This is a genomic window from Williamsia sp. z71 (assembly GCF_059553375.1).
The window spans coordinates 155635-174732 of the sequence record NZ_JCANWX010000010.1 but is presented as its reverse complement, the minus strand read 5'-3'; the positions used below and the strand labels follow the sequence as shown (position 1 = coordinate 174732).

The following is a 19098-nucleotide window of genomic DNA, read 5'->3' as shown; positions in this document are numbered from 1 at the left end:
GTTGCACGCGCCACGCTGCCCCTGGGCTCCATCCATCCCAGTGCAAGGACCTCGATCCATGGGTGAGACCCACAATGTTCGTTTCGAACCCGTCGACCTCGAGATAGAGGTCGACGAGGACGAAACCATCCTCGACGCCGCTTTCCGCCAAGGCGTTTCGCTGATGCATGGTTGCCGAGAAGGGCAGTGCTCAGCGTGCAAGTCGTTTCTCCTCGACGGTGACATTCAGATGGACCGCTACTCGACGTTCGCGCTGGCGGACTACGAGAGCGAGGAAGGATACGTGCTGCTCTGCAAGACGCACGCGTATTCCGACTGCGACATCGAACTCATCAACTTCGACGAGGACGAACTGCGCAATGCGGTTCCCCTACAACATCTCCGGACCCGAATCGTCGGTCTCGACGAGCTGACCCACGACATCGTGTCGGTCAAGCTGGAACTACTCGAACCGGCGACGTTCATGTTCAAACCGGGGCAATACGCCGATCTGATGATCCCCGGCGCCGACGAGCACCGCTCGTTCTCGATGGCCACCACCCCCACCATGGCCGGGCGACTGGAATTCATCATCAAAAAGTATCCGGGTGGCCGATTCTCCGGCCTGCTCGAGACGTCGCTGTCGGTGGGCGACGAACTCGAACTCAACGGTCCGTACGGCTCTTTCACCATCAAGGAGTCGTCCGTGCGGCCGATCGTCTGCATTGCCGGCGGCGCGGGCATGTCCCCCATCCTGTCCCTGCTCAGGCATCTCTCCGAACTGGAGAGTGCCGGTGACGCGCCGGTCCGGCCGGTGCATTTCTACTACGGGGCCAGAACCGCCAAGGATTTGTTCTATCTCCACGAGATCAAGGAGATCGGTAACCGGTTGCCCGACTTCACCTTTGTCCCCTGCCTGTCCGAGGAGACCACGGCGGATTGGGAAAGCATGGGCGTGGCCGGCGATTTCGGGTTCGTCACCGAGGTGGTCGAGCGCCGCGAATCCGGGATGGGGTCCGCGGACTTCTATCTCTGCGGTCCGCCACCGATGGTCGACGCCGCGATGGCGCTGCTCGACGGTGCCGGAGTTCCTCTCGACCAGGTGCATTTCGACAAGTTCACCACCACCGTTCCACAAGACAGTTGACCGTCCTCCCCGACCGAAAGAGAGTTCGACAATGAGCGCCCCCGCAGCCCCCAAACCCGATACCGGCGGCGAGAACGGGAAACCGGTCCGCAGTTTCCCGAAGCCCCACTTCACCGATGCCGAGGCCGGAGCTCTCGACTTCCCGAGCTCCAAGAGCCGCAGCTACAACTACTTCAAGCCCGCGAAAATGCGGGCCACCACCTACGAGGACGTCACCTTCGATGTCCAACCCGACCCGGAACGGCACCTCAGTCAGGGCTGGATCTACGGATTCGCCGACGGCCCCGGCGGCTATCCGAAGGACTGGACAGCGCTGAAATCGGCTGACTGGCACCAATTCCGTGACCCCAACGAAGAATGGGAGCAGACCATCTACCGCAACAACGCCAACGTGGTGCGGCAGATCCAGCAGAACCTGGCGAACGCAAAACTGGTCGGGGCCTACAACTCCTGGACCCCGAGCTGGGCGACGTTCATCGAGCGCAACCTCGGTGCCTGGATGCACGCCGAGAACGGCCTGGGACTACACGTGTTCACCGCGGCACAGCGTTCGGCACCGACAAACATGCTCAACAACGCCATCTGCGTCAACGCCGCCCACAAGATGCGGTTCGCGCAGGATCTCGCGCTCTACAACCTCGACCTGACCGACACGATCGACGGCTTCGACGGTGCGGTGCACCGTGAGGTGTGGCAGTCCGACCCGGTCTGGCAGGGTGTGCGAGAGAACGTGGAACTGCTGACCTCCGAGGGCGATTGGGCCGAGGCGGTGTTCGCCACGAACATCATCTTCGAACAACTCGTCGGGGTCCTGTTCCGGTCGCTGCTGGTGATGCAGATCGCGGCCCGCAACGGCGACTACGTCACCCCCTCCCTGGTCGGCTCCGGTGAGCACGACTACAACCGCGACCTCGGGTACACCCGGGCGATGCTGCGGATGCTGGTGACCGACCCCGACGACGGGCAGGCCAATCGCGAATTGCTCGCCACCTGGGCCGACAAGTGGATTCCGCTGAGCCTGGCCGCCGCGCGCGAGTTGCAGCCGATCTGGTCGCAGCCCGCCGAGCGGCACGTGCCGTTCGCCGATTCGTTCGCCGCCGCCAAGACCGGGCTGCGGACCGTCCTCGAAGACCTCAACATTCCCGTATCGAAGGAGCTGTCAGCATGAGCGAGATGACCTTTGGCGCCGACATCGGATCGTCCAACATGTGCGGTGTGACCCTGATGAACAACCAGAACGGCTATGTGGTCGCCGAGATCATGGGTCGCAAAGAGGGTGTCGAGATCGAAGAATTCCCGTCGATGATCCGCGTCGACGGGCAAAAGGTCCTCACCTTCGACTTCGACGAGATCACCAATGCGCTCGGCTCCGAGTTCGATCAGTCCGACTTCGAGGAGATCATGTCCACCCACTACGGGCGGATGGTCCACTTCGACGACCGGACGATGCTGTTCGCCAACCCCGAGGATGCCGCCGAGTTCATCGATTTCGACCTCAAGGTCGTCGAGTAACCCTCATCCCTCACCAGTATTGGAGCAATCGATGTACAACAAGGATGGCGAGAACTATTACATCGTGGACAGCCACATCCACTTCTGGAACGGTGGACCACGCAATCAGAAGAACCGGTACGGAAAGGGTTTCACCGGTTGCTTCTATGACTATCACGCGAACCTGTCCCCGGAATCGGAGAAGTGGACGCTGGAGAAGTTCGGCAGCTACACCGAGGACGACCTGATGCACGACCTGTTCGAGGTCGGGTACGTCGACAAGGGCATCTTCCAGCCCACCTACCTCAGCGACTTCTACATCGACGGTTTCAACACCACAGAACGCAACGGTGCACTGGCGGAGAAACATCCGGACAAGCTGATGACCAACGGTGCCTGGGATCCGCGCAACGGAGAGGCCGGGCTCGAAGACCTCGAGAAGCTGGCCGCCCGGTGGAATCTGCAGGGCGTCAAGCTCTACACCGCGGAGTGGAAGGGCGACTCCAAGGGATACAAGCTCACCGATGACTGGTCGTACCGCTACCTGGAGAAGTGCCAGGAACTCGGTATCAAGAACATCCACATCCACAAGGGCCCGACCATCTATCCCCTCAACCGGGATGCGTTCGACGTCGCCGACGTCGACGACGTGGCGACGGCATTTCCGGAGCTCAACTTCATTGTCGAGCATGTCGGTCTACCCCGCCTGGAGGACTTCTGCTGGATCGCCACGCAGGAACCGAATGTTTATGGGGGCCTTGCAGTTGCGATGCCGTTCATCCACACCCGGCCACGGTATTTCGCGCAGATCATCGGCGAGCTGCTCTACTGGGTCGGCGAGGATCGCCTGACGTTTGCCAGTGATTACGCCATCTGGAAGCCGGCCTGGCTGATCGAGAAGTTCGTCGACTTCCAGATTCCCGAGGACATGCAGTCCGAGTACGGCACGCTCAACACCCAGATCCGCAAGAAGATCCTGGGATTGAACGCGGCCAAGCTCTACGGTTTCGACGTTCCAGAGGAGGCCCGGATCCAGCCCGACGAGTCCGCACCTGCCGAGAAGCCGGTCGGGAGCAGTCCGGCAACGCCGACCTCGTCATCATCGGCGTCGGTCACGGTATGACTGTCGCAAATGGTCCGGCCCGGACGGTGGCAAACGGTCCGGCCCGGACGCTCATCAGTTGGCCCGATTCAGTCGGTACGGGATCGGCGGCGACGGCGCGGCGGGTCTGGGATGCGTTGGGAACGGTGCGCGATCCCGAGTTGGACGAGCCCATCACCGACCTGAAGTTCGTGACGTCGGTTGATCTGGGCACCACGGGTTCCGGCATCGAGGTCGCGATCCGGCTGCGCCTCCCGACATACTTCTGTGCACCCAATTTCGCCTATCTGATGGTGGCGGACGCCTATGACGCGGTGGCCGCACTGCCGGAGGTCGACCGGACCGTGGTGCGGCTGGAGGATCACTTCGCGGCCGAGGAGATCAACGGCGGGGTCGCGGCGCGGGCCGGTTTCTCCGGGTCCTTTCCCGGACTGGCGGTCGATGAGCTCGAAGAACTCCGTCAGACGTTCCAGCGCAAGGCCTATCTGGCGGCGCTGGAACGGATGTCACGCCGGTTGTCGGCCGACGGCGTTGGTATCGACAGGTTCTCGGCGCTGACCATCGGTGACCTCCCGACCGGTCACGAACTCGATTCACTGGTGCGTCGCCGGGGCGATGTCGGCTTGGGGTCGGGGCACTCCGCGCTGGTCATGGTCGAGCACGACGGAACCCCGATCGGCGCGGATGCCCTGCCCAAACGGTTGCGTTTTGCCAAGTCCGTGCGGGTCAGCATCGAAGGCAACGGGATTTTCTGCCGGGGTCTGCTGACCACCCGCTACGGCGACGACAGCACCCCCGGAACCGGCAGCAGCGTAGGTGAATCGGCGGGCACTGATCTTGGGATGCCAACGATGAGGAGCGAGTCATGAAAGCGGTGCAACTGTCGGCCTACGACACCAAACCCGAATTGGTGGAGGTCCCCGATCCGCATGCGGACGGTGCCTTGGATGTGGTGGTGAAGATCGGCGGCGCCGGTGTCTGCCGCACCGATCTGCACATCATCGAGGGCCAGTGGGAACAGAAGTCGGGCGTCACATTGCCGTACACCATCGGACATGAGAACGCCGGCTGGGTCCAGGAGGTCGGGAGCGCGGTCACCTCGGTCTCACCGGGCGATCCGGTGATCCTGCATCCACTGGCGACGTGTGGTTTGTGTCGGGCCTGCCGCGCCGGTGACGATGTGCATTGCAGCGCTTCGGCATTCCCCGGTATCGACAGCGACGGCGGATACGCCGAGTACCTCAAGACCAATGCCCGCGCCGTGGTCAGACTCGATTCGTCACTGCAACCTGCCGATGTCGCGGCGCTGGCCGACGCCGGCCTGACCGCCTATCACGCGGTTGCGAAGGCAGCCCGGTTCCTGCGGCCCGGGGACACCGCGGTGGTGATCGGCGCCGGCGGTCTCGGCCATATCGGGGTCCAGGTGTTGGCGGCATTGTCGGCGGCCCGGATGATCGTCGTCGACCGGTCCGAGCCGGCGCTCGCGCTGGCCGCCGAATTGGGCGCCCACCACACCGTTGTCGCGGACGGGACCCAGGTGCAGCAGGTTCTCGACCTCACCGACGGCAACGGCGCCGAGGCCGTCATCGACTTCGTCGGTGAGGGCGGCGCCATCGAGGACGGTGTTGCGATGTTGCGTCGGGCGGGCAACTACTACGTGATCGGATACGGTGGCACGCTGTCGATTCCGACGATCGACATCATCTCCACCGAGATCAACTTCATCGGCAACCTGGTGGGCTCCTACAACGACCTCGTCGAACTGATGGTTCTCGCGGCGCAGGGCAAGGTGTCGTTGCACACCAGCACCTATCCGCTGGCCGATTTCGCGACCGCGCTCTCCGACCTCGACGCCGGGAACGTGCGGGGGCGGGCCATTCTCATCCCGTAGATCACCTACCCCACATCGCTTTTCAATTCGTCTACACATGAAGGTGCGTGCACAATGGCAAAAGATCTGCGCTTCGGTTCGGACGCTCGGGGCCGCTTGGAGATGGGGGTCAATGCCCTTGCCGATGCGGTCAAGGTGACCCTCGGGCCCAAGGGCCGCAACGCGGTACTCGAAAAGCTCACCGGGCCCCCGACCATCACCAATGACGGTGTCACCATCGCCAAGGAGATCCAGCTCCGCGACCCCTACGCCAACATGGGAGCGCAACTGGTGAAAGAGGTCGCCACCAAGACCAACGGCGTGGCCGGCGACGGTACCACCACTGCAACGGTTCTCGCCCAGGCAATGGTGCGTGAGGGCCTCCGCGCGGTCGACAACGGCGCAAATCCGATGCAACTCAAGCGCGGTATCGAGAAGGCGGTCGAGGCGGTGGTTGCTCTGCTGCAACAACGTTCCCGGGCAGTGACCGGTGAGGAACAACTCCGGCACGTGGCGATGCTGTCGGCCAACAACGATCCCGACATCGGCGATGTGATCGCGGCGGCGATGACCCACGTGGGGGTGGGTGGTGTGGTCAGCGTCGAGGAGTGGCCGCAGTTCGGTCTCGGGCTGTCGTACGTCGACGGTGTGGAGTTCGACCACGGCTACATCTCCCCCTACTTCGTCACCGACAAGGACCGGATGGAGTCACAGCTCGACGACGCCTACGTGTTGCTCACCAATCAGAAGATCACCACGGTGCAGACCCTGATGCCGGTGCTCGAGCAGGTGCAGCGCAGCAAGCGGCCGCTGTTGATCCTGTGCGAGAACATGGATGGTCCGGCGCTGTCGATGCTGATCACCAACAACATGCACGACACGTTCCGCTCGGTGGTCGTGCGGGCTCCCGGCTTCGGCCATCGACGGGTTGCCGAGTTGGAGGACTTCGCAGCCATTTTGGGTGGCCGGGTGGTCAGTGCCGACTCGGGCCTGTCCCTGGCCGACGTCCGTCTCGAACACCTCGGCCGGGCGAAGAAGATCACCGTGACCGAACTGTCGACAACGATGGTCGACGGAGGCGGTGACATGGCCGAGGTCCGGGCCCGCATCCATCAACTCGAACAAGAGCTGGACCGAACCGAGAACGAACACGACCAGGACAACCTGCAGTTGCGGATCGCCAGGTTGTCCGGCCGGGTCGCGATGATCCATGTCGGCGCGGCCACCGGCGTCGAACTCAAAGAGAAGCAGCATCGCGTCGAGGATTCGCTGTCGGCAACCCGGGCCGCGATGGAGGAAGGGATCGTCGCCGGTGGTGGCACCGCCCTGATCCAGGCGCAGGCCACACTCGATCTCCTCGAGCTCACCGGCGACGCCGCCGAGGGCCGCGAAATCGTCCGGCGCGCAGTGGAAGAACCACTTCGCTGGATCTCGATCAACGCCGGCTACGACGGTGACGAGGCGGTGCAGCGGGTCGCCGACCTTCCGGAAGGGCACGGCTTCAACGCGGTGACCGACACCTATGGCGACATGTTCACCGCCGGGATCATCGACCCGCTCAAGGTGACCCGCTCGGCACTGCAGAGCGCCGCGTCGATCGCGGCGCTGCTCCTGACCACCGAGACCCTGGTCGTCGAAGAGGTCATCCAGAATCCCGGTGCCATCGTCGCTCCCGGATTCGGCGACCTCGCCGAGGGCATGGTCCGTCCTTCGAACATCTACTGACGGCACCGTGATGACCATCTCGCCGGACCAACTCAGCTGCACGAGGCCTTGCGCATTCACCGCCTCGGCCGCGCGACACTGACCGCGGCGGACGGGGGTGGCTGCGCGCCGATCATGTTCGGGCACGGCCCGCCCACGGGATTTCACATCAGGTGCGAGGATGAGCACGTGAATGTGCGCGCGAAGAACAACGTCAATATCGTCGGGCGCGAAGACGGGCCGACGATCATGTTGGCCCACGGATTCGGATGCGACCAGAACCTATGGTTTCGGGTGACCGAGCGATTGGTTCCGGACCATCGGGTGGTGCTGTTCGACCACGTCGGCGCCGGCGCCTCCGATCCGGCCGCGTGGGACGCTGAAGGGTATTCGAACCTCGAGACCTATGCGCAGGATGTGCTCGACATCGTCGTCGAACTGGATCTACGCGACGTGGTGTTCGTCGGTCACTCGGTCGCGTCGATGATCGGTGTCCTCGCTGTGGCCAAAGAACCCGACCGGTTCGCCAAGCTGGTGTTGCTGACCCCCTCACCGCGCTATGTCGACGACGAATCCGATGGATATCGGGGTGGTTTTACGCGTGGGGACATCGACGAACTTCTCGAGTCTCTCGAGAGCAATTATCTCGGCTGGTCGGCGTCGATGGCGCCGAACATCGTCGGTAACCCGGATCGACCCGCGCTCGGCGGCGAGTTGACCGAATCGTTCTGTCGAACCGACCCGGAGAAGGCGCTGGTGTTCGCCCGCGCCACCTTCCTGTCCGACAACCGGACCGATCTCGCACGCGTCACCGTGCCCACCCTCGTGATCGAGTGTGAGCGCGATTCTCTGGCGCCCCGGCACGTCGGCGCGTACGTGCATGATCAGATCGAGGGCAGCGAACTCGTCACGCTCGACGCCAGCGGCCACTGCCCCCAGCTCAGCAACCCCGTGCCCACCGCCGAGGCCATCGCGGCCTTCGTCGATGGCCGTCGATGAACACGGACCACAGTGATATCAGGTCACCGGACGTACTCCAAGAGAGTCTGGAAGACCTGTACGAGAATGCGCCGTGCGGGTATCTGTCGACGTGGCCGGACGGGTGCATCGCAAAGGTCAACACCACTCTGACGGTGTGGCTCGGGCAGGACCGAGCGTCATTGTTGGGCAAACCCTTCAGCGATCTGCTCACCGCAGGCGGGAGGATCCACTACGAAACCCACTTCGCACCGCTGCTGCAGCTCGAAGGGGTACTGAACGGAATCACCGTCGACCTCGTCGCGGCCGACGGCCGACGACTGCCCGTATTCGTCACCGCGAACGTGAAGATCGGCGCCGATGGAACCGCCGTGCTCATCCGCATCACCGCACAGGACGCACGTGACCGCCGCGCATACGAGAAGCAGTTGCTCGAGGCGCGGCGCCATGCCGAAGAAGAACATGCGCGCATACAGCTGCTCGCCTCGACACTTCAGCGCTCGCTGCTTCCACCGTCGTTGCGACCTCCCGATGGCATGGAGGCCGCGGCCCACTACCACGCTGCGTCGATCGACGATGTCGGCGGCGACTTCTACGACCTGTTCGCCCTGTCGGCGCACAAGTGGGGGTTCTTCCTCGGCGACGTGTGTGGCAAAGGGGCCACCGCGGCGGCGGTGACCTCGCTGACCCGCTACACGCTGCGCGCCGCGGCGGTGTACGACGACGACCCGATTGCGGTGTTACACAACCTCCACACGGTGTTGCATGCCAATCACCATGGTGACGAACCACGGTTCTGCACAGTGATCTTCGGGGTGCTCACCCGCCACGACAACGGTTTCGACGTCCACCTCGCCAGTGGTGGGCACCCACCCGCACTGCTGCTCAGCGCCGCCGGTCAGGCGCAGTACGTGAGCACCGAGGGCGGGCAATTGGTCGGCATCCTGCGCGATCCCCGGTTCGTCTCGACACGGATCCATCTCGATGCCGGCGACACCCTCGTCCTCTACACCGACGGGCTCACCGAGGCGCGGACCGGACCGGGTCCCGAGCGGTATGACGACGACGGTGCGCTGCTCGAGTTCGCGTCGGCACACACACCGACGTCGGCAGGCCAGATCATCGAGGACTTGGGGGCATTGCTCGACACTTTCGGTGCCGGCCTCGAAGACGACACCGCGCTCTTGGCGCTCAGTGTCCCCGACCCCGGGGTCTAGAGGGTTCGGAGGGCGGTGAGCAGTAGGTCGACGTCCTCGGAGGTCGAACCGAGGCCGAGGCTGGCGCGCACCGCCCCCGAACCGTGGCCCAGGCGATCGAAGAGCGGGTGGGCGCAGAATCGTCCATCGCGCACACCGACGCCGTGTTCTGCCGACAGATGGGCTGCCACCTCAGCGGCCCGATGCCCGTCGACGACAAAGCTGACAACGCCAACGGCGTCGGTGCTGTCGGTGAAGATCTTCAGGGGGTGCACGCCCGGGATCTCTGCCAGGCCGTTGCGCAACTGTTCCGTGAGCGCGGTTTCATGGGAAACCACGGCATCACCGAGGGACGCGATCTCTACGCAGGCCGCCGCGAGCGCGGCCGCACCCAGGACGTTGGGTGAGCCGCCCTCATGACGGGCGGGCGACCGCGCCCACGTCACGTCCTGCTCGGTGACGTTCAGAACGGCACCACCACCGGCCAGGTATGGTTCGGCGACGTCAAGCCAATCCCGGAGTCCGACAAGCACTCCCGAGCCGAATGGTGCATAGGTCTTGTGACCGGAGAACGCCAGGTAGTCGATGCCGGCGGCGGTGATGTCGATCCTGCGATGCGGAACCAGCTGCGCTCCGTCGACGGCAATTCGGGCACCATTGCGGTGCGCGAGATCAGCCAATTCATCGATCGGCAGGATCTCACCGGTGACGTTGGACGCGCCGGTGACCGCCAGCAGCACCGCGCCGGTGTCCTTGAGGGCGGTCTCCACCCGGCTGATCGTCGCAGTGAGCGTATTCGCGGTCCGCACCACGTGAACATCCCTCCACGGCAACAGATTTGAATGATGTTCCAGGTCGAGGACGACGACCTTACCCGGCACGCAGCCGGCCAGGAGGTTCAGGGAATCGGTGGTGTTCCGGGTGAAGATCAGGCTGTGCTGCTGCCCGGCGCCGACGAACTCCGCGACCTGCGCGCGGGCGCTCTCGTATGCCTGGGTGGTGACCTGCGACGCGTAACCGGCCCCGCGGTGGACGCTCGAATACGTCGGCAGGAGTTGCGTGATCCGCTCGACGACGCTGCACAGAGCCGGCGCACTCGCCGCGTAGTCGAAGTTGACGTATCGCGTGGTCGAGCCATCACTCAGTGGCGCTCGGGTATCCGAACCCTCAATCGCTGCAAGGGCTTCCAAGGATCGTCCCAGTGTTGCAGTGCTCATTGCTCACACCCTCCGGTGTCAGGGATTCCACACGCGCCGCCAGTTCGAACCCTGCCGATGCGGCAGTTCGAACTCGGACGTGGGAGTTCCGCGCTTGCCTGTTCGGGTTCGAACAGGCCAGGTCTTCACCCGGAGCACCCCGCCGCGATGGAGGGTTGCTGACCAGCAAGCCGGGGCTGTGCGCTGGTACTCGTGACCGACGACGACGCTAACAGACTTCTTCGGCGTCGTCCATACCCATTTTGCTTTAACTTCTCGGCGATCGGAACTCCGCGCATCCTTCGGATTTGGGCAGGAGCGTGCGTATGGTTCTGTCCAACAGTTGAAATCCTCCGACCCGGGCATGCCCCCACGATGCCCGGATTCACTTGGTGGACAACAGCTGCCCTGTGTCAACGAGTATCAGCGCCAAGTTCCAGCTTGCTGGTCGGCAACCCTCCACCGCGGCGGGGTGCCCTGGATCAAAGACACGGTCCCAGCCTTCACCGGCATGGGGCAAGCGCGGGGTTCAGGCATCTGAGCCCGAGGATATCTCCAGGAGTTCGATGATCATTCACATCCGCCGTGCTGCTCGCTGCGTGGTCAGCACCGCACCCACTTACCAGGAGAGCACCTGATGTCCGTGTGGTCCGACAGGCTTCGATCCAACAAGGAGCAGATCGTCGACAGTCCCCCTGACCACCACACCCGGCTCATCGCGGTACCTGCTCTCGAACAGCGACACGAACACGAGGGAGCAGGTCGATCCACATGAGCGTGACAAGGGTCGACACCGTCGTCGTCGGTGGCGGGGCGATGGGTTCGGCCGCCGCCTGGCAACTCGCCCGGCGAGGCACCGAGACCGTTTTGCTGGAACGCTTTTCACCCGGACACCGCAACGGCGCGTCCCACGGAGCGTCACGGATCTTTCGCACCTCCTACGCCGAGCGCCCCTACGTAGAGCTGGCCCGCGAGGCCGAAACGCTGTGGGCGGAACTCGAACAGGAGTCCGGGTCAGAGCTGCTCACCATCACCGGTGGCGTCGACCAAGGATGGACGCACCGTCTGACCGCCATCTCCGATACCCTCGCCCACCTCGGACTCGTCCATCAGTGGCTCGAGCCCGACGAGGCCTCGCAGCGCTGGCCCGGAATCAGATTCGACGGCCGCGCGTTGTATTACCCCAACAGCGGCCGACTACATGCGGACAACGCTGTCAGCGCGCTACAACGCAGCGCAGCAGCCCTCGGCGCAGAGGTTCGACACGAATCGCAGGTGATCTCGATCGACGTCACAGACGACAACTCGGTCACCGTACGCACCGATGACCAGGAGTACGTGGCCCGACGTGTGGTGGTGGCGGCCGGCGCCTGGGCGACGAAGCTGTTGTCGGGCATCGTGCCGCTGCCACAGATCACCGTCACCCAAGAGCAACCTGCACACTTTGTACCGCGTGACCAGGACGCCGAGTGGCCCAGCTTCGGGATCCTGCACGACCCGGACGGACCGAACGCACCCGAATTCGGTGGTGTGTACGGCCTGTCCTCGGGTGCCGAAGGCGTCAAGGTCGGGTTCCATGGAACCGGACCGGTCGTTGACCCCGACCACCGCGATTTCACGGCGGAACCACGGCAACTCAAGGCCTTGCAGGAATACGTCCGCCATTGGGTGCCCGGCGTCGATGCCGACGCACTGACCCCGATCAGCTGCACGTACGCCACCACACCCGACTCCGACTTCGTCATCGACCGCCGCGGTCCGGTTGCGGTCGCCGCCGGATTCTCCGGACACGGCTTCAAGTTCGTGCCCGCCATCGGCCGCCTCCTCGCCGACCTCACCGCCGACAAAGATGCCCCCGAGCTGTTCTCCTTCCGCTCCCACTCCGCAGAAAAGGTTGTCTAGCCATGTCGAGATTCGCCAGTCCAGCCGATACCGAGACCTACGGTGAGTACACGATCACTCGCGAACCGGACGACACCCGACCGGTGTATCGATTCGCCGGACGTATCAGCGGCGACGGATCCACGCCCTACCCGGCCGTCGCTGATCGCTATCACGTCTATTCCGGTTGGTTCTGCCCGTGGGCTCAGCGGGTCACGCTGGTCATCGAGCTGGCCGGCCTCACCGATGTGATCAGTGTCAGCTACGTCGACGGTGCGCGCGATGCCCGCGGGTGGGCATTCCGCGAGACCCACGGCCCCGACCCGGTGAACGGCTTCACCCTGTTGCGCGATGCCTATGAGGCCACCGAACCCGGCTTCGACGGCCACGTGTCGGTCCCCACCCTGTGGGACCGCGAGACGAAGCAGGTGGTGAGCAACACGTTCGACACACTCGACGCCGATCTCGCGTCGCAGTATCGCCGTCAGATCACCAGTGAGTTCGACCTCTACCCAGAGGATCTGCGCCCGCAGATCGACGAGTTGGAAGTCTGGTTGCGAGCCACGGTCAACAGCGCCGCACACGTGGCCACCGGAACCGGTTCGGTTGCCGAGGAAGCCGCGGCCACGGTGTATCAGGCATATTCAGAACTCGACAGCCGTCTCGCCGAAGATCGATACCTCCTCGGCGACAACGTCACCCTGGCCGACGTCCGGCTCTGGGTGACGCTGGTTCGGCACGATGCTGCGGTGGCCAGGACCGGTACCAGGCGTCTCATCGACTTCCCGAATCTGTGGCGCTATGCCCGAGATCTGTACTCATTGGATGCATTTCGCGCCACCACCGATTTCGCATCCTTCGGCGCATCGGACGCCGTAGCCGATGAATGGCAGTCGCCGATCACGTCGTCCGCAGCAGCTCACTAGGAGTTCGAAATGGCACCGCCCATCCCCCTGTCGGTACTCGACCTTCTGCCCCGTCCCAGCGGGTCGGACACCACCACCGCAATGCGCAACACCATCGACCTGGTCCAGCGCGCCGAACAGTTCGGATATACCCGCTATTGGTTCGCCGAACACCATACGAATCCGGGGGTCCTCGGTTCATCACCCGCCGTCGAGATCGCACTGATCGCAGGTTCCACCTCGACCATCCGGTTGGGTTCGGCCGGAGTGCAATTCGGTCATCGGACGCCGCTCGCGACGGTTGAGGAGTTCGGCCTGATCAACACGCTGTACCCGGGTCGCCTCGACCTCGGTATCGGACGATCCATTTCTCGCCCCGCCCCGGAGACGACCACGGGATCGGAATCGGTGACCGAAGTCGCAGCAAAAAACTATTTGTCCGCCCGCGGCGGAGCGGCCCACACCGAGGACACATACACCCCCAATGGTCTGCTCCTGCCCAAGATCTACAACATCGCCGGCGCGTTTGCGAGTAAGTCCATCACTCACCTACTCGACCTGCTCCAGCAACCCGGCGCGTACGCCCCGAGCTATGACGAGCAGATCTCCACCGTTCTTGCCCTCCTCGACGACACATATGTCAGTCCACAAGGGCTTCCCGCTCACGCCACCCCGGGAGCTGGTGCCGACGTGCAGGTCTGGATCCTCGGCGCCTCCGGTGGATCCAGCGCTGCCGTCGCAGGGACGAAGGGTCTGCGCTTTGTTGCCAGTTATCACCACAGCCCGAGCACGGTCATCGACGCGGTCGACGCCTACCGGGCAGCATTCCAACCGTCCGCGGACGTCCCGGAACCGTATGTGGCGGTATCGGTGGATGCGGTCATCGCCGAAACCGATGACGAAGCAGCCGAATTGGCGAGCGGATATGCACCTTGGGTCCGCAGCATCCGGCGCGGCGAAGGCGCGATCCCGTACCCGAGTCCGGCGCAGGCAGCTGCGCTGGAATGGACCGACGACGACCGCGAACTGGTCCGCGACCGGGTGCTGACGCAATTCGTCGGATCGCCGTCCACCGTTGCCGACAAACTCGAGGTCTTGCGGGACGCCACCGGAGCCGCCGAGCTCTCGATCACGACCATCACGCACGACCACGCGGCGCGGGTGCGCTCGTACGAACTCATAGCGAAAGAATGGCTCAGCCGGTGACAGCTCGGACCACACCGGACACCGCTGTACTCGATAATGCCATGTGGGAGAGCCTGATAGGAGCCCATCTGCATCTGAGCGAGGGCACCACCCGCGCGCGGCGATACCTCCCGACGATCTCGCCGTTCGTCGGGGTCGGTGATCTGGGCGATGCGCAGACGTGGAGCGATCTCGCCGATCTGATCGGCCCCGGACAAGAAGTTGCACTGCCTGTCGACGTGGCCGATCTGCCCGACGGCTGGGAGATCGTCATGAGCGGCCCGGGCGTCCAGATGGTTGCCACAGAGACGCTGAAGCCACGGCCCGAACCCGGCGCCGTACGACTCGGCGCGGACGACGTTCCTGACATGCTCGCGTTGATCGACCGCACCAAGCCCGGGCCTTTCAGTCCCGAAACATACCGACTCGGAACATATCTCGGGATCCGTCGCGAAGGCCGGCTCATCGCCATGGCCGGCGAGCGCCTCCATCCACCCGGATGGACCGAAATCAGCGCGGTGTGTACCGACGCCGACTTCCGTGGCGAAGGCCTGGCCACCCGGCTGGTCCTCGCTGTCGCCGACGGAATCTACGCGCGGGGTGAGACACCGTTCCTACACGCGGCGGCCGAGAACACCAACGCCATCGAGTTGTACAAACACCTGGGCTTTCGGTTGCGGACCCGCATCACCTTCACCGTGGTCCGGTCCCCCGATCACTGATCAAGGGGCATTGCGCACACGTCGCCGACAATGGCGCGTGGGCTGTCGACGGCGGGCTGGCTGTAGGATTCTCTTCGGAGTATCGCCCAGCTCCAAGCGTTCACCCTGTGATCGCTGACAAATGGTGACGTGGAGGTCCTCCAGACCGAGGGGGCACCCACGTCCTCAGCTTCACAGTATCCGGCGCCGTGCGGCGACGGATACGTTTGGATCAGGGCCTGCCGACTGATTTTGACCACCCCGGCGAGATGCGCAATGGAGCGAGCAGATGGACAGTCCACAAAATGATCTCGAGTCCGGCATACACGACCAGATCGCGCAAATGGCCCGCGAGTTGCATGGGTCACGCGATCAACAGTTGACCGCTGAACAGGTACTCAAGGATGTTACCGAGGCCTCCGTGGCGCTGCTACCGACTGTTGCCCACGCCGGGATCACCTTGATCAAAAAGCCCGGCCCCGGACGCGAGGGAATTCTCGAAACAGTTTTGACCAGTGGTCCGGTTCCCGCGCAGGCCGACGCCTTGCAGCACGAGCACGGTGAAGGCCCCGGGCTCGATACGATCTGGGACCAGTACACAGTTCGGATCAACAACGTCGAGACGGAACAGCGATGGCCGAAACTGATGCCGGCGCTGTACGAACAGACGCCGATTCGATCGGTCCTGTCGCTTCAGCTTTACACCAAGGGGCACGAACTCGGGGCCCTCACTCTCTACGCCGAGGTTGCCGATGCATTCGACACCGACACCGAAGACCTCGCAGTCGACCTCGCCACCCACGCTGCCATCGCGTTGGGCGCCGCCCGCAAGGGCAATCAGTTCCGCAGCGCACTGGCTTCCCGAGACATCATCGGCCAGGCCAAGGGCATCATCATGGAACGCTATAACCTCCATGCGGTGGAGGCCTTCGCGCTCCTACGCAAGCTCTCGCAGGACGCGAACATCCGAGTCGCAGACGTAGCGGCCCGACTGGTGGAGCAAGACCATCCATTGCCATTTGGTGTCACTGAGTAGGGGCCTCACGTGCAGCGTTCGAAGGCCCGAGCGCCCCGGTCGAGTTTAGTGATCGCGGCTAAAGGTTTGCGGCTCCGTAAGCCGGGTAGTCAATCGGCAGGTCGGGGTTTCAGCCCGCAGGCTTCGATTTAGATACCCGGGTCAAGCAGGAGCCGGGGTATCGCCCGGGGGACCGTTCAGCCGATTTCTGTCCCCTGCCGACGTAGCCGTGGGTACGACACACGTGCCGTCGACACACGTGCCGGCCTCGGGGTCACCGATGAGGTCGAACGGGCTGAGCGACGGATCAGACATTGCTGGACTCCTCGGCCCGGACTTTGTCGAGCACACCGGTGAACGTCTCGGACGATTGCGCTCCCGAAATGCCGTACTTCCCGTTGATCACAAAGAACGGCACGCCCGTGATGCCGTAAGCGCGAGCCTGATTGATGTCGGCGTCCACCGCGGTGGCGTATTCACCTGATTCCAGGACCGCCATCACCGCTTCCCGGTCGAGTCCCACATCGGCGGCGAGGTCGGCAAGTTCCTCGCTACGGCCCACGTGACGGCCCTCCTCGAAGTACGCCTTGAACAGCCGCTCGGCGTATTCGAGTTGCTTGCCCTGTGCTCTGGCGTGGTGCAGCACCTGATGGGCTTTGAGGGTTTTGGTCTGCAGCACCGTATCGAAGTCGACGTGGAGGCCCACCTCGGCGGCGATCCCGCTGACGTTGTCGAGCATCTGCTCCACCTGATCAGCTGGCATCCCCTTTTTCTGGACCAGGTAGTCGACAGAGGACCCGGAAAAATCTTCCGGGGTATCCGGGGACAACTCGTAGCTGCGGTAGGTAACTTCGACGTCATCGCGACCAGCGAACTCCGCCAGTCCGGCCTCGAACTTTCGTTTACCGATGTAGCACCAGGGGCAGGCGATGTCGGACCAGATGTCGACAGTGATGGGGTTGGACATTCAACGTTCAACAACCTCTGCGTGCAAGCCATTCCCCCTCACGAGCCGCCGAGCGCAGCTCGCAGTGTCGGCATCGAGTGGATCAATTCGCTCCGCCAGAACGGCCACAGGTGCATGCCGACCGGTTGCGCATTGCGGGACACCGGCACCCCCTTGGCGCGCAGCGCATCAGTGAGCTGGTCGGTGCACAGATTCGAGCCGAACTCGAGGGCCATCGCGGTCGGTGGCATCGGAATACCTTCACCCGGACCGGGGAGACCGCTGCCCGACGACAAATAGACCGACGTGCCTTGCAGTCGAGCCGCATTGGCGAAAATGTCATGAGCCTTCCACTGTGGGCTGCCCTGCGGTCCCCACATCAGCTGCGATGACCCACCCGAACCGATCACCGTGAGGTCGGTGAGGGTCGTACCCACAACCCCTTCGGTGAAGTAGCACCCGCTGTAGGCCGCCACCGCTCTATAAAAACCGGGGTTCCGCTGCGCGAGCATCACCGCACCCTGTGCGCCGCTGGATATCCCGCCGATCGCCCGGTCCCCATTCGCACCGAGGTACGGCTCCAACGCCTGCGGCAGCTCCTTGGTCAGGAACGTTTCCCATTTGACGACACCGAATTCGGGATGTTCGTCGATCCAGTCGGTGTAGAGAGTTCCGGTACCCCCCACCGGCAGAACCACATTGATGTTCTCATCGGCGAACAGTGCCGCGGCGTTCCCCTTGTCGGCGGCCGACCAACTGTTCGATTCCACCTGGCCGGAGTTGCCATCGAGGAGGTACAGGGTCCCGCGTGGGCGGCTGCGATCTGCCGGCAACAAAACAGTCACCGGAATATCGCGGCCCATCGCCGGGCTGAACACAGCAAGTTGGAGTGTGCGCTCGTTTGGTACGTCCCGCTGCACCACAACAGCTTCGGCCACGTCAAGCCCTCCGCCGCGAGCCGGATCAGCGGCGGCCTGCACCGGCATGGTCATCAAAACCGTTGCAACGGCCATCAACAGCGTCATCACACCACGACGAAGCAACAACCGACTCACCGCCACCACCCACCCACTTTTCAACGCCCGACACGGCCTGTCGGTTGAACACTTGGAGAACCGCAAACACGCAGCCATGGCCCACACCAGTCGGTGCGGGCCACGGCAGGCGTCAATCTACTTGGGAACCTTGACTGTTCCGCCGCTCAGCGCAGCGAGAGCCTCGAGTCCGCGAACCGCCAAATCGGTTACCGGCACAAGGATCGTTCCAGCAATTGTTCCGACGACGTCACCAACACTGCCCATTTCAATCTCCTTTTTCTAGTTTCTGTTGCCATAGAGAGGATGTTCAACCGGCGGTCACCGTCAGCCGGCAACCGATCCGACGAAGTTACCGAGCAGGTTGTCCAACCCCAACATGATGGTGATGATGTTCGGCAGAAGGGTTTCGCCGCCGGCCAGGAAGAATGCTTCGATAGATCCCATGTGTTGCGCCTACTTTCTTGCTGGTAACCGAGAAGTCGGCAGGGCTCTACACAAGAGGCCAACGACCACTCGAATGGGGAGGTACATCACATTCGGGCTTCCCTGTGATGTGTAGGACACATTATCGTCACGTTCCCGAAATTGGACCGAAATGCGGAATTCTCTCCTCGAATTTTTCGCATCCCCTGCGGCACAGTATTTTTGAGCTTGAAGGTCACCATCAAATTCTGGGTTCGAACGCAATACGGGGACGAAAACATGGGAGCCTTCCCAACCAATACAGACCGCCAGAATCGTCGGCAGACATCGGGAGTCAACTTC

The 19098-nt window shown here is 63.4% G+C and carries 19 protein-coding genes and 2 riboswitches; of the genes, 14 read left to right on the top strand and 5 right to left on the bottom strand.

What is annotated here, in order from left to right:
* The first annotated feature begins 58 nt into the window (after nt 1-58).
* The 9 genes from AC51GR_RS22735 (at nt 59) to AC51GR_RS22695 (ending at nt 9488) form a co-directional block, all read left to right on the top strand.
* A complete protein-coding gene (locus AC51GR_RS22735) occupies nt 59-1126 on the top strand; it encodes a 2Fe-2S iron-sulfur cluster-binding protein (RefSeq protein WP_496326924.1) in 1068 nt (355 codons plus the stop codon).
* Nucleotides 1127-1157: 31 nt separating this feature from the next.
* The gene (locus tag AC51GR_RS22730; RefSeq protein ID WP_496326923.1) at nt 1158-2294 is read left to right on the top strand and encodes an aromatic/alkene monooxygenase hydroxylase subunit beta; all 1137 of its coding nucleotides are present in this window, start codon (nt 1158-1160) and stop codon (nt 2292-2294) included.
* Nucleotides 2291-2638 (top strand): propane 2-monooxygenase effector subunit MimD, encoded by a 348-nt coding sequence (gene mimD / locus AC51GR_RS22725; RefSeq protein WP_495517091.1) that lies wholly within the window; start codon nt 2291-2293, stop codon nt 2636-2638. Before AC51GR_RS22730 ends, mimD begins: the two co-directional genes overlap by 4 nt.
* Nucleotides 2639-2669: 31 nt before the next feature.
* Nucleotides 2670-3740: an amidohydrolase family protein gene (locus AC51GR_RS22720; RefSeq protein WP_496326922.1), complete on the top strand. Its 1071-nt coding sequence runs from the start codon at nt 2670-2672 to the stop codon at nt 3738-3740.
* On the top strand, nt 3737-4588 hold the full coding sequence (locus AC51GR_RS22715) for an iron-sulfur cluster assembly protein (protein ID WP_496326921.1): 852 nt from the start codon (nt 3737-3739) through the stop codon (nt 4586-4588). Before AC51GR_RS22720 ends, AC51GR_RS22715 begins: the two co-directional genes overlap by 4 nt.
* On the top strand, nt 4585-5610 hold the full coding sequence (locus AC51GR_RS22710; protein ID WP_496326920.1) for an NAD(P)-dependent alcohol dehydrogenase: 1026 nt from the start codon (nt 4585-4587) through the stop codon (nt 5608-5610). The genes AC51GR_RS22715 and AC51GR_RS22710 overlap by 4 nt, the downstream gene beginning before the upstream one ends.
* Nucleotides 5611-5664: 54 nt before the next feature.
* A complete protein-coding gene (groL, locus tag AC51GR_RS22705; protein ID WP_496326919.1) occupies nt 5665-7314 on the top strand; it encodes a chaperonin GroEL in 1650 nt (549 codons plus the stop codon).
* 168 nt (nt 7315-7482) lie between these two features.
* Complete coding sequence (locus tag AC51GR_RS22700; protein ID WP_496326918.1) at nt 7483-8292, top strand: alpha/beta fold hydrolase; 810 nt, start codon at nt 7483-7485, stop codon at nt 8290-8292.
* Entirely contained in the window at nt 8289-9488 is a 1200-nt protein-coding gene (locus AC51GR_RS22695; RefSeq protein WP_496326917.1) for a PP2C family protein-serine/threonine phosphatase, read from the top strand. Before AC51GR_RS22700 ends, AC51GR_RS22695 begins: the two co-directional genes overlap by 4 nt.
* On the opposite strand, the gene AC51GR_RS22690 is transcribed toward AC51GR_RS22695, so the two are convergent.
* The gene (locus tag AC51GR_RS22690) at nt 9485-10684 is read right to left on the bottom strand and encodes an aminotransferase class V-fold PLP-dependent enzyme (RefSeq protein ID WP_496326916.1); all 1200 of its coding nucleotides are present in this window, start codon (nt 10682-10684) and stop codon (nt 9485-9487) included. The two genes, AC51GR_RS22695 and AC51GR_RS22690, sit on opposite strands and share 4 nt — an antisense overlap.
* Nucleotides 10685-10769: 85 nt before the next feature.
* A riboswitch (SAM riboswitch) is annotated at nt 10770-10882 on the bottom strand.
* Between the two features lie 192 nt (nt 10883-11074).
* Nucleotides 11075-11192, top strand: a riboswitch (SAM riboswitch).
* 242 nt (nt 11193-11434) lie between these two features.
* Here AC51GR_RS22690 and solA point away from each other — a divergent pair.
* The 5 genes from solA to AC51GR_RS22665 all read left to right on the top strand — a co-directional run bounded on the left by solA (nt 11435) and on the right by AC51GR_RS22665 (nt 16371).
* A complete protein-coding gene (gene solA, locus AC51GR_RS22685; RefSeq protein ID WP_496326915.1) occupies nt 11435-12565 on the top strand; it encodes an N-methyl-L-tryptophan oxidase in 1131 nt (376 codons plus the stop codon).
* Between the two features lie 2 nt (nt 12566-12567).
* On the top strand, nt 12568-13470 hold the full coding sequence (locus AC51GR_RS22680; protein WP_496326914.1) for a glutathione S-transferase C-terminal domain-containing protein: 903 nt from the start codon (nt 12568-12570) through the stop codon (nt 13468-13470).
* A 9-nt stretch (nt 13471-13479) separates the two neighbouring features.
* Nucleotides 13480-14655, top strand: coding sequence for an LLM class flavin-dependent oxidoreductase (locus AC51GR_RS22675; RefSeq protein ID WP_496326913.1), 1176 nt, complete (start codon nt 13480-13482; stop codon nt 14653-14655).
* Entirely contained in the window at nt 14640-15356 is a 717-nt protein-coding gene (locus AC51GR_RS22670) for a GNAT family N-acetyltransferase (RefSeq protein WP_496326912.1), read from the top strand. The genes AC51GR_RS22675 and AC51GR_RS22670 overlap by 16 nt, the downstream gene beginning before the upstream one ends.
* 268 nt (nt 15357-15624) lie before the next feature.
* Nucleotides 15625-16371 carry a GAF and ANTAR domain-containing protein gene (locus AC51GR_RS22665; protein ID WP_496326911.1) on the top strand — a complete coding sequence of 249 codons (747 nt, stop codon included), beginning with the start codon at nt 15625-15627 and terminating at the stop codon, nt 16369-16371.
* A 141-nt stretch (nt 16372-16512) separates the two neighbouring features.
* On the opposite strand, the gene AC51GR_RS22660 is transcribed toward AC51GR_RS22665, so the two are convergent.
* The 4 genes from AC51GR_RS22660 to AC51GR_RS22645 form a co-directional block, all read right to left on the bottom strand.
* Nucleotides 16513-16665, bottom strand: coding sequence for a hypothetical protein (locus AC51GR_RS22660; RefSeq protein ID WP_496326910.1), 153 nt, complete (start codon nt 16663-16665; stop codon nt 16513-16515).
* On the bottom strand, nt 16658-17317 hold the full coding sequence (locus tag AC51GR_RS22655) for a DsbA family oxidoreductase (RefSeq protein WP_496326909.1): 660 nt from the start codon (nt 17315-17317) through the stop codon (nt 16658-16660). Before AC51GR_RS22655 ends, AC51GR_RS22660 begins: the two co-directional genes overlap by 8 nt.
* A gap of 38 nt (nt 17318-17355) precedes the next feature.
* A complete protein-coding gene (locus AC51GR_RS22650) occupies nt 17356-18351 on the bottom strand; it encodes an alpha/beta hydrolase (protein WP_496326908.1) in 996 nt (331 codons plus the stop codon).
* Between the two features lie 117 nt (nt 18352-18468).
* Nucleotides 18469-18597 carry a hypothetical protein gene (locus AC51GR_RS22645; RefSeq protein WP_496326907.1) on the bottom strand — a complete coding sequence of 43 codons (129 nt, stop codon included), beginning with the start codon at nt 18595-18597 and terminating at the stop codon, nt 18469-18471.
* Nucleotides 18598-19098 lie beyond the last annotated feature (501 nt).

What these genes read in the sequence shown, in the direction of transcription:
- AC51GR_RS22720 (WP_496326922.1), top strand. Translation starts at nt 2,670, where the DNA reads ATGTACAACAAGGATGGCGAGAACTATTACATCGTGGACAGCCACATC.
- AC51GR_RS22655 (WP_496326909.1), bottom strand. Translation starts at nt 17,317, where the DNA reads ATGTCCAACCCCATCACTGTCGACATCTGGTCCGACATCGCCTGCCCC.
- groL (WP_496326919.1), top strand. Translation starts at nt 5,665, where the DNA reads ATGGCAAAAGATCTGCGCTTCGGTTCGGACGCTCGGGGCCGCTTGGAG.
- AC51GR_RS22680 (WP_496326914.1), top strand. Translation starts at nt 12,568, where the DNA reads ATGTCGAGATTCGCCAGTCCAGCCGATACCGAGACCTACGGTGAGTAC.
- AC51GR_RS22670 (WP_496326912.1), top strand. Translation starts at nt 14,640, where the DNA reads ATGGCTCAGCCGGTGACAGCTCGGACCACACCGGACACCGCTGTACTC.
- AC51GR_RS22690 (WP_496326916.1), bottom strand. Translation starts at nt 10,684, where the DNA reads ATGAGCACTGCAACACTGGGACGATCCTTGGAAGCCCTTGCAGCGATT.
- AC51GR_RS22695 (WP_496326917.1), top strand. Translation starts at nt 8,289, where the DNA reads ATGAACACGGACCACAGTGATATCAGGTCACCGGACGTACTCCAAGAG.
- AC51GR_RS22645 (WP_496326907.1), bottom strand. Translation starts at nt 18,597, where the DNA reads ATGGGCAGTGTTGGTGACGTCGTCGGAACAATTGCTGGAACGATCCTT.
- AC51GR_RS22660 (WP_496326910.1), bottom strand. Translation starts at nt 16,665, where the DNA reads ATGTCTGATCCGTCGCTCAGCCCGTTCGACCTCATCGGTGACCCCGAG.
- AC51GR_RS22675 (WP_496326913.1), top strand. Translation starts at nt 13,480, where the DNA reads ATGGCACCGCCCATCCCCCTGTCGGTACTCGACCTTCTGCCCCGTCCC.
- AC51GR_RS22735 (WP_496326924.1), top strand. Translation starts at nt 59, where the DNA reads ATGGGTGAGACCCACAATGTTCGTTTCGAACCCGTCGACCTCGAGATA.
- mimD (WP_495517091.1), top strand. Translation starts at nt 2,291, where the DNA reads ATGAGCGAGATGACCTTTGGCGCCGACATCGGATCGTCCAACATGTGC.
- AC51GR_RS22715 (WP_496326921.1), top strand. Translation starts at nt 3,737, where the DNA reads ATGACTGTCGCAAATGGTCCGGCCCGGACGGTGGCAAACGGTCCGGCC.
- AC51GR_RS22730 (WP_496326923.1), top strand. Translation starts at nt 1,158, where the DNA reads ATGAGCGCCCCCGCAGCCCCCAAACCCGATACCGGCGGCGAGAACGGG.
- solA (WP_496326915.1), top strand. Translation starts at nt 11,435, where the DNA reads ATGAGCGTGACAAGGGTCGACACCGTCGTCGTCGGTGGCGGGGCGATG.
- AC51GR_RS22710 (WP_496326920.1), top strand. Translation starts at nt 4,585, where the DNA reads ATGAAAGCGGTGCAACTGTCGGCCTACGACACCAAACCCGAATTGGTG.
- AC51GR_RS22665 (WP_496326911.1), top strand. Translation starts at nt 15,625, where the DNA reads ATGGACAGTCCACAAAATGATCTCGAGTCCGGCATACACGACCAGATC.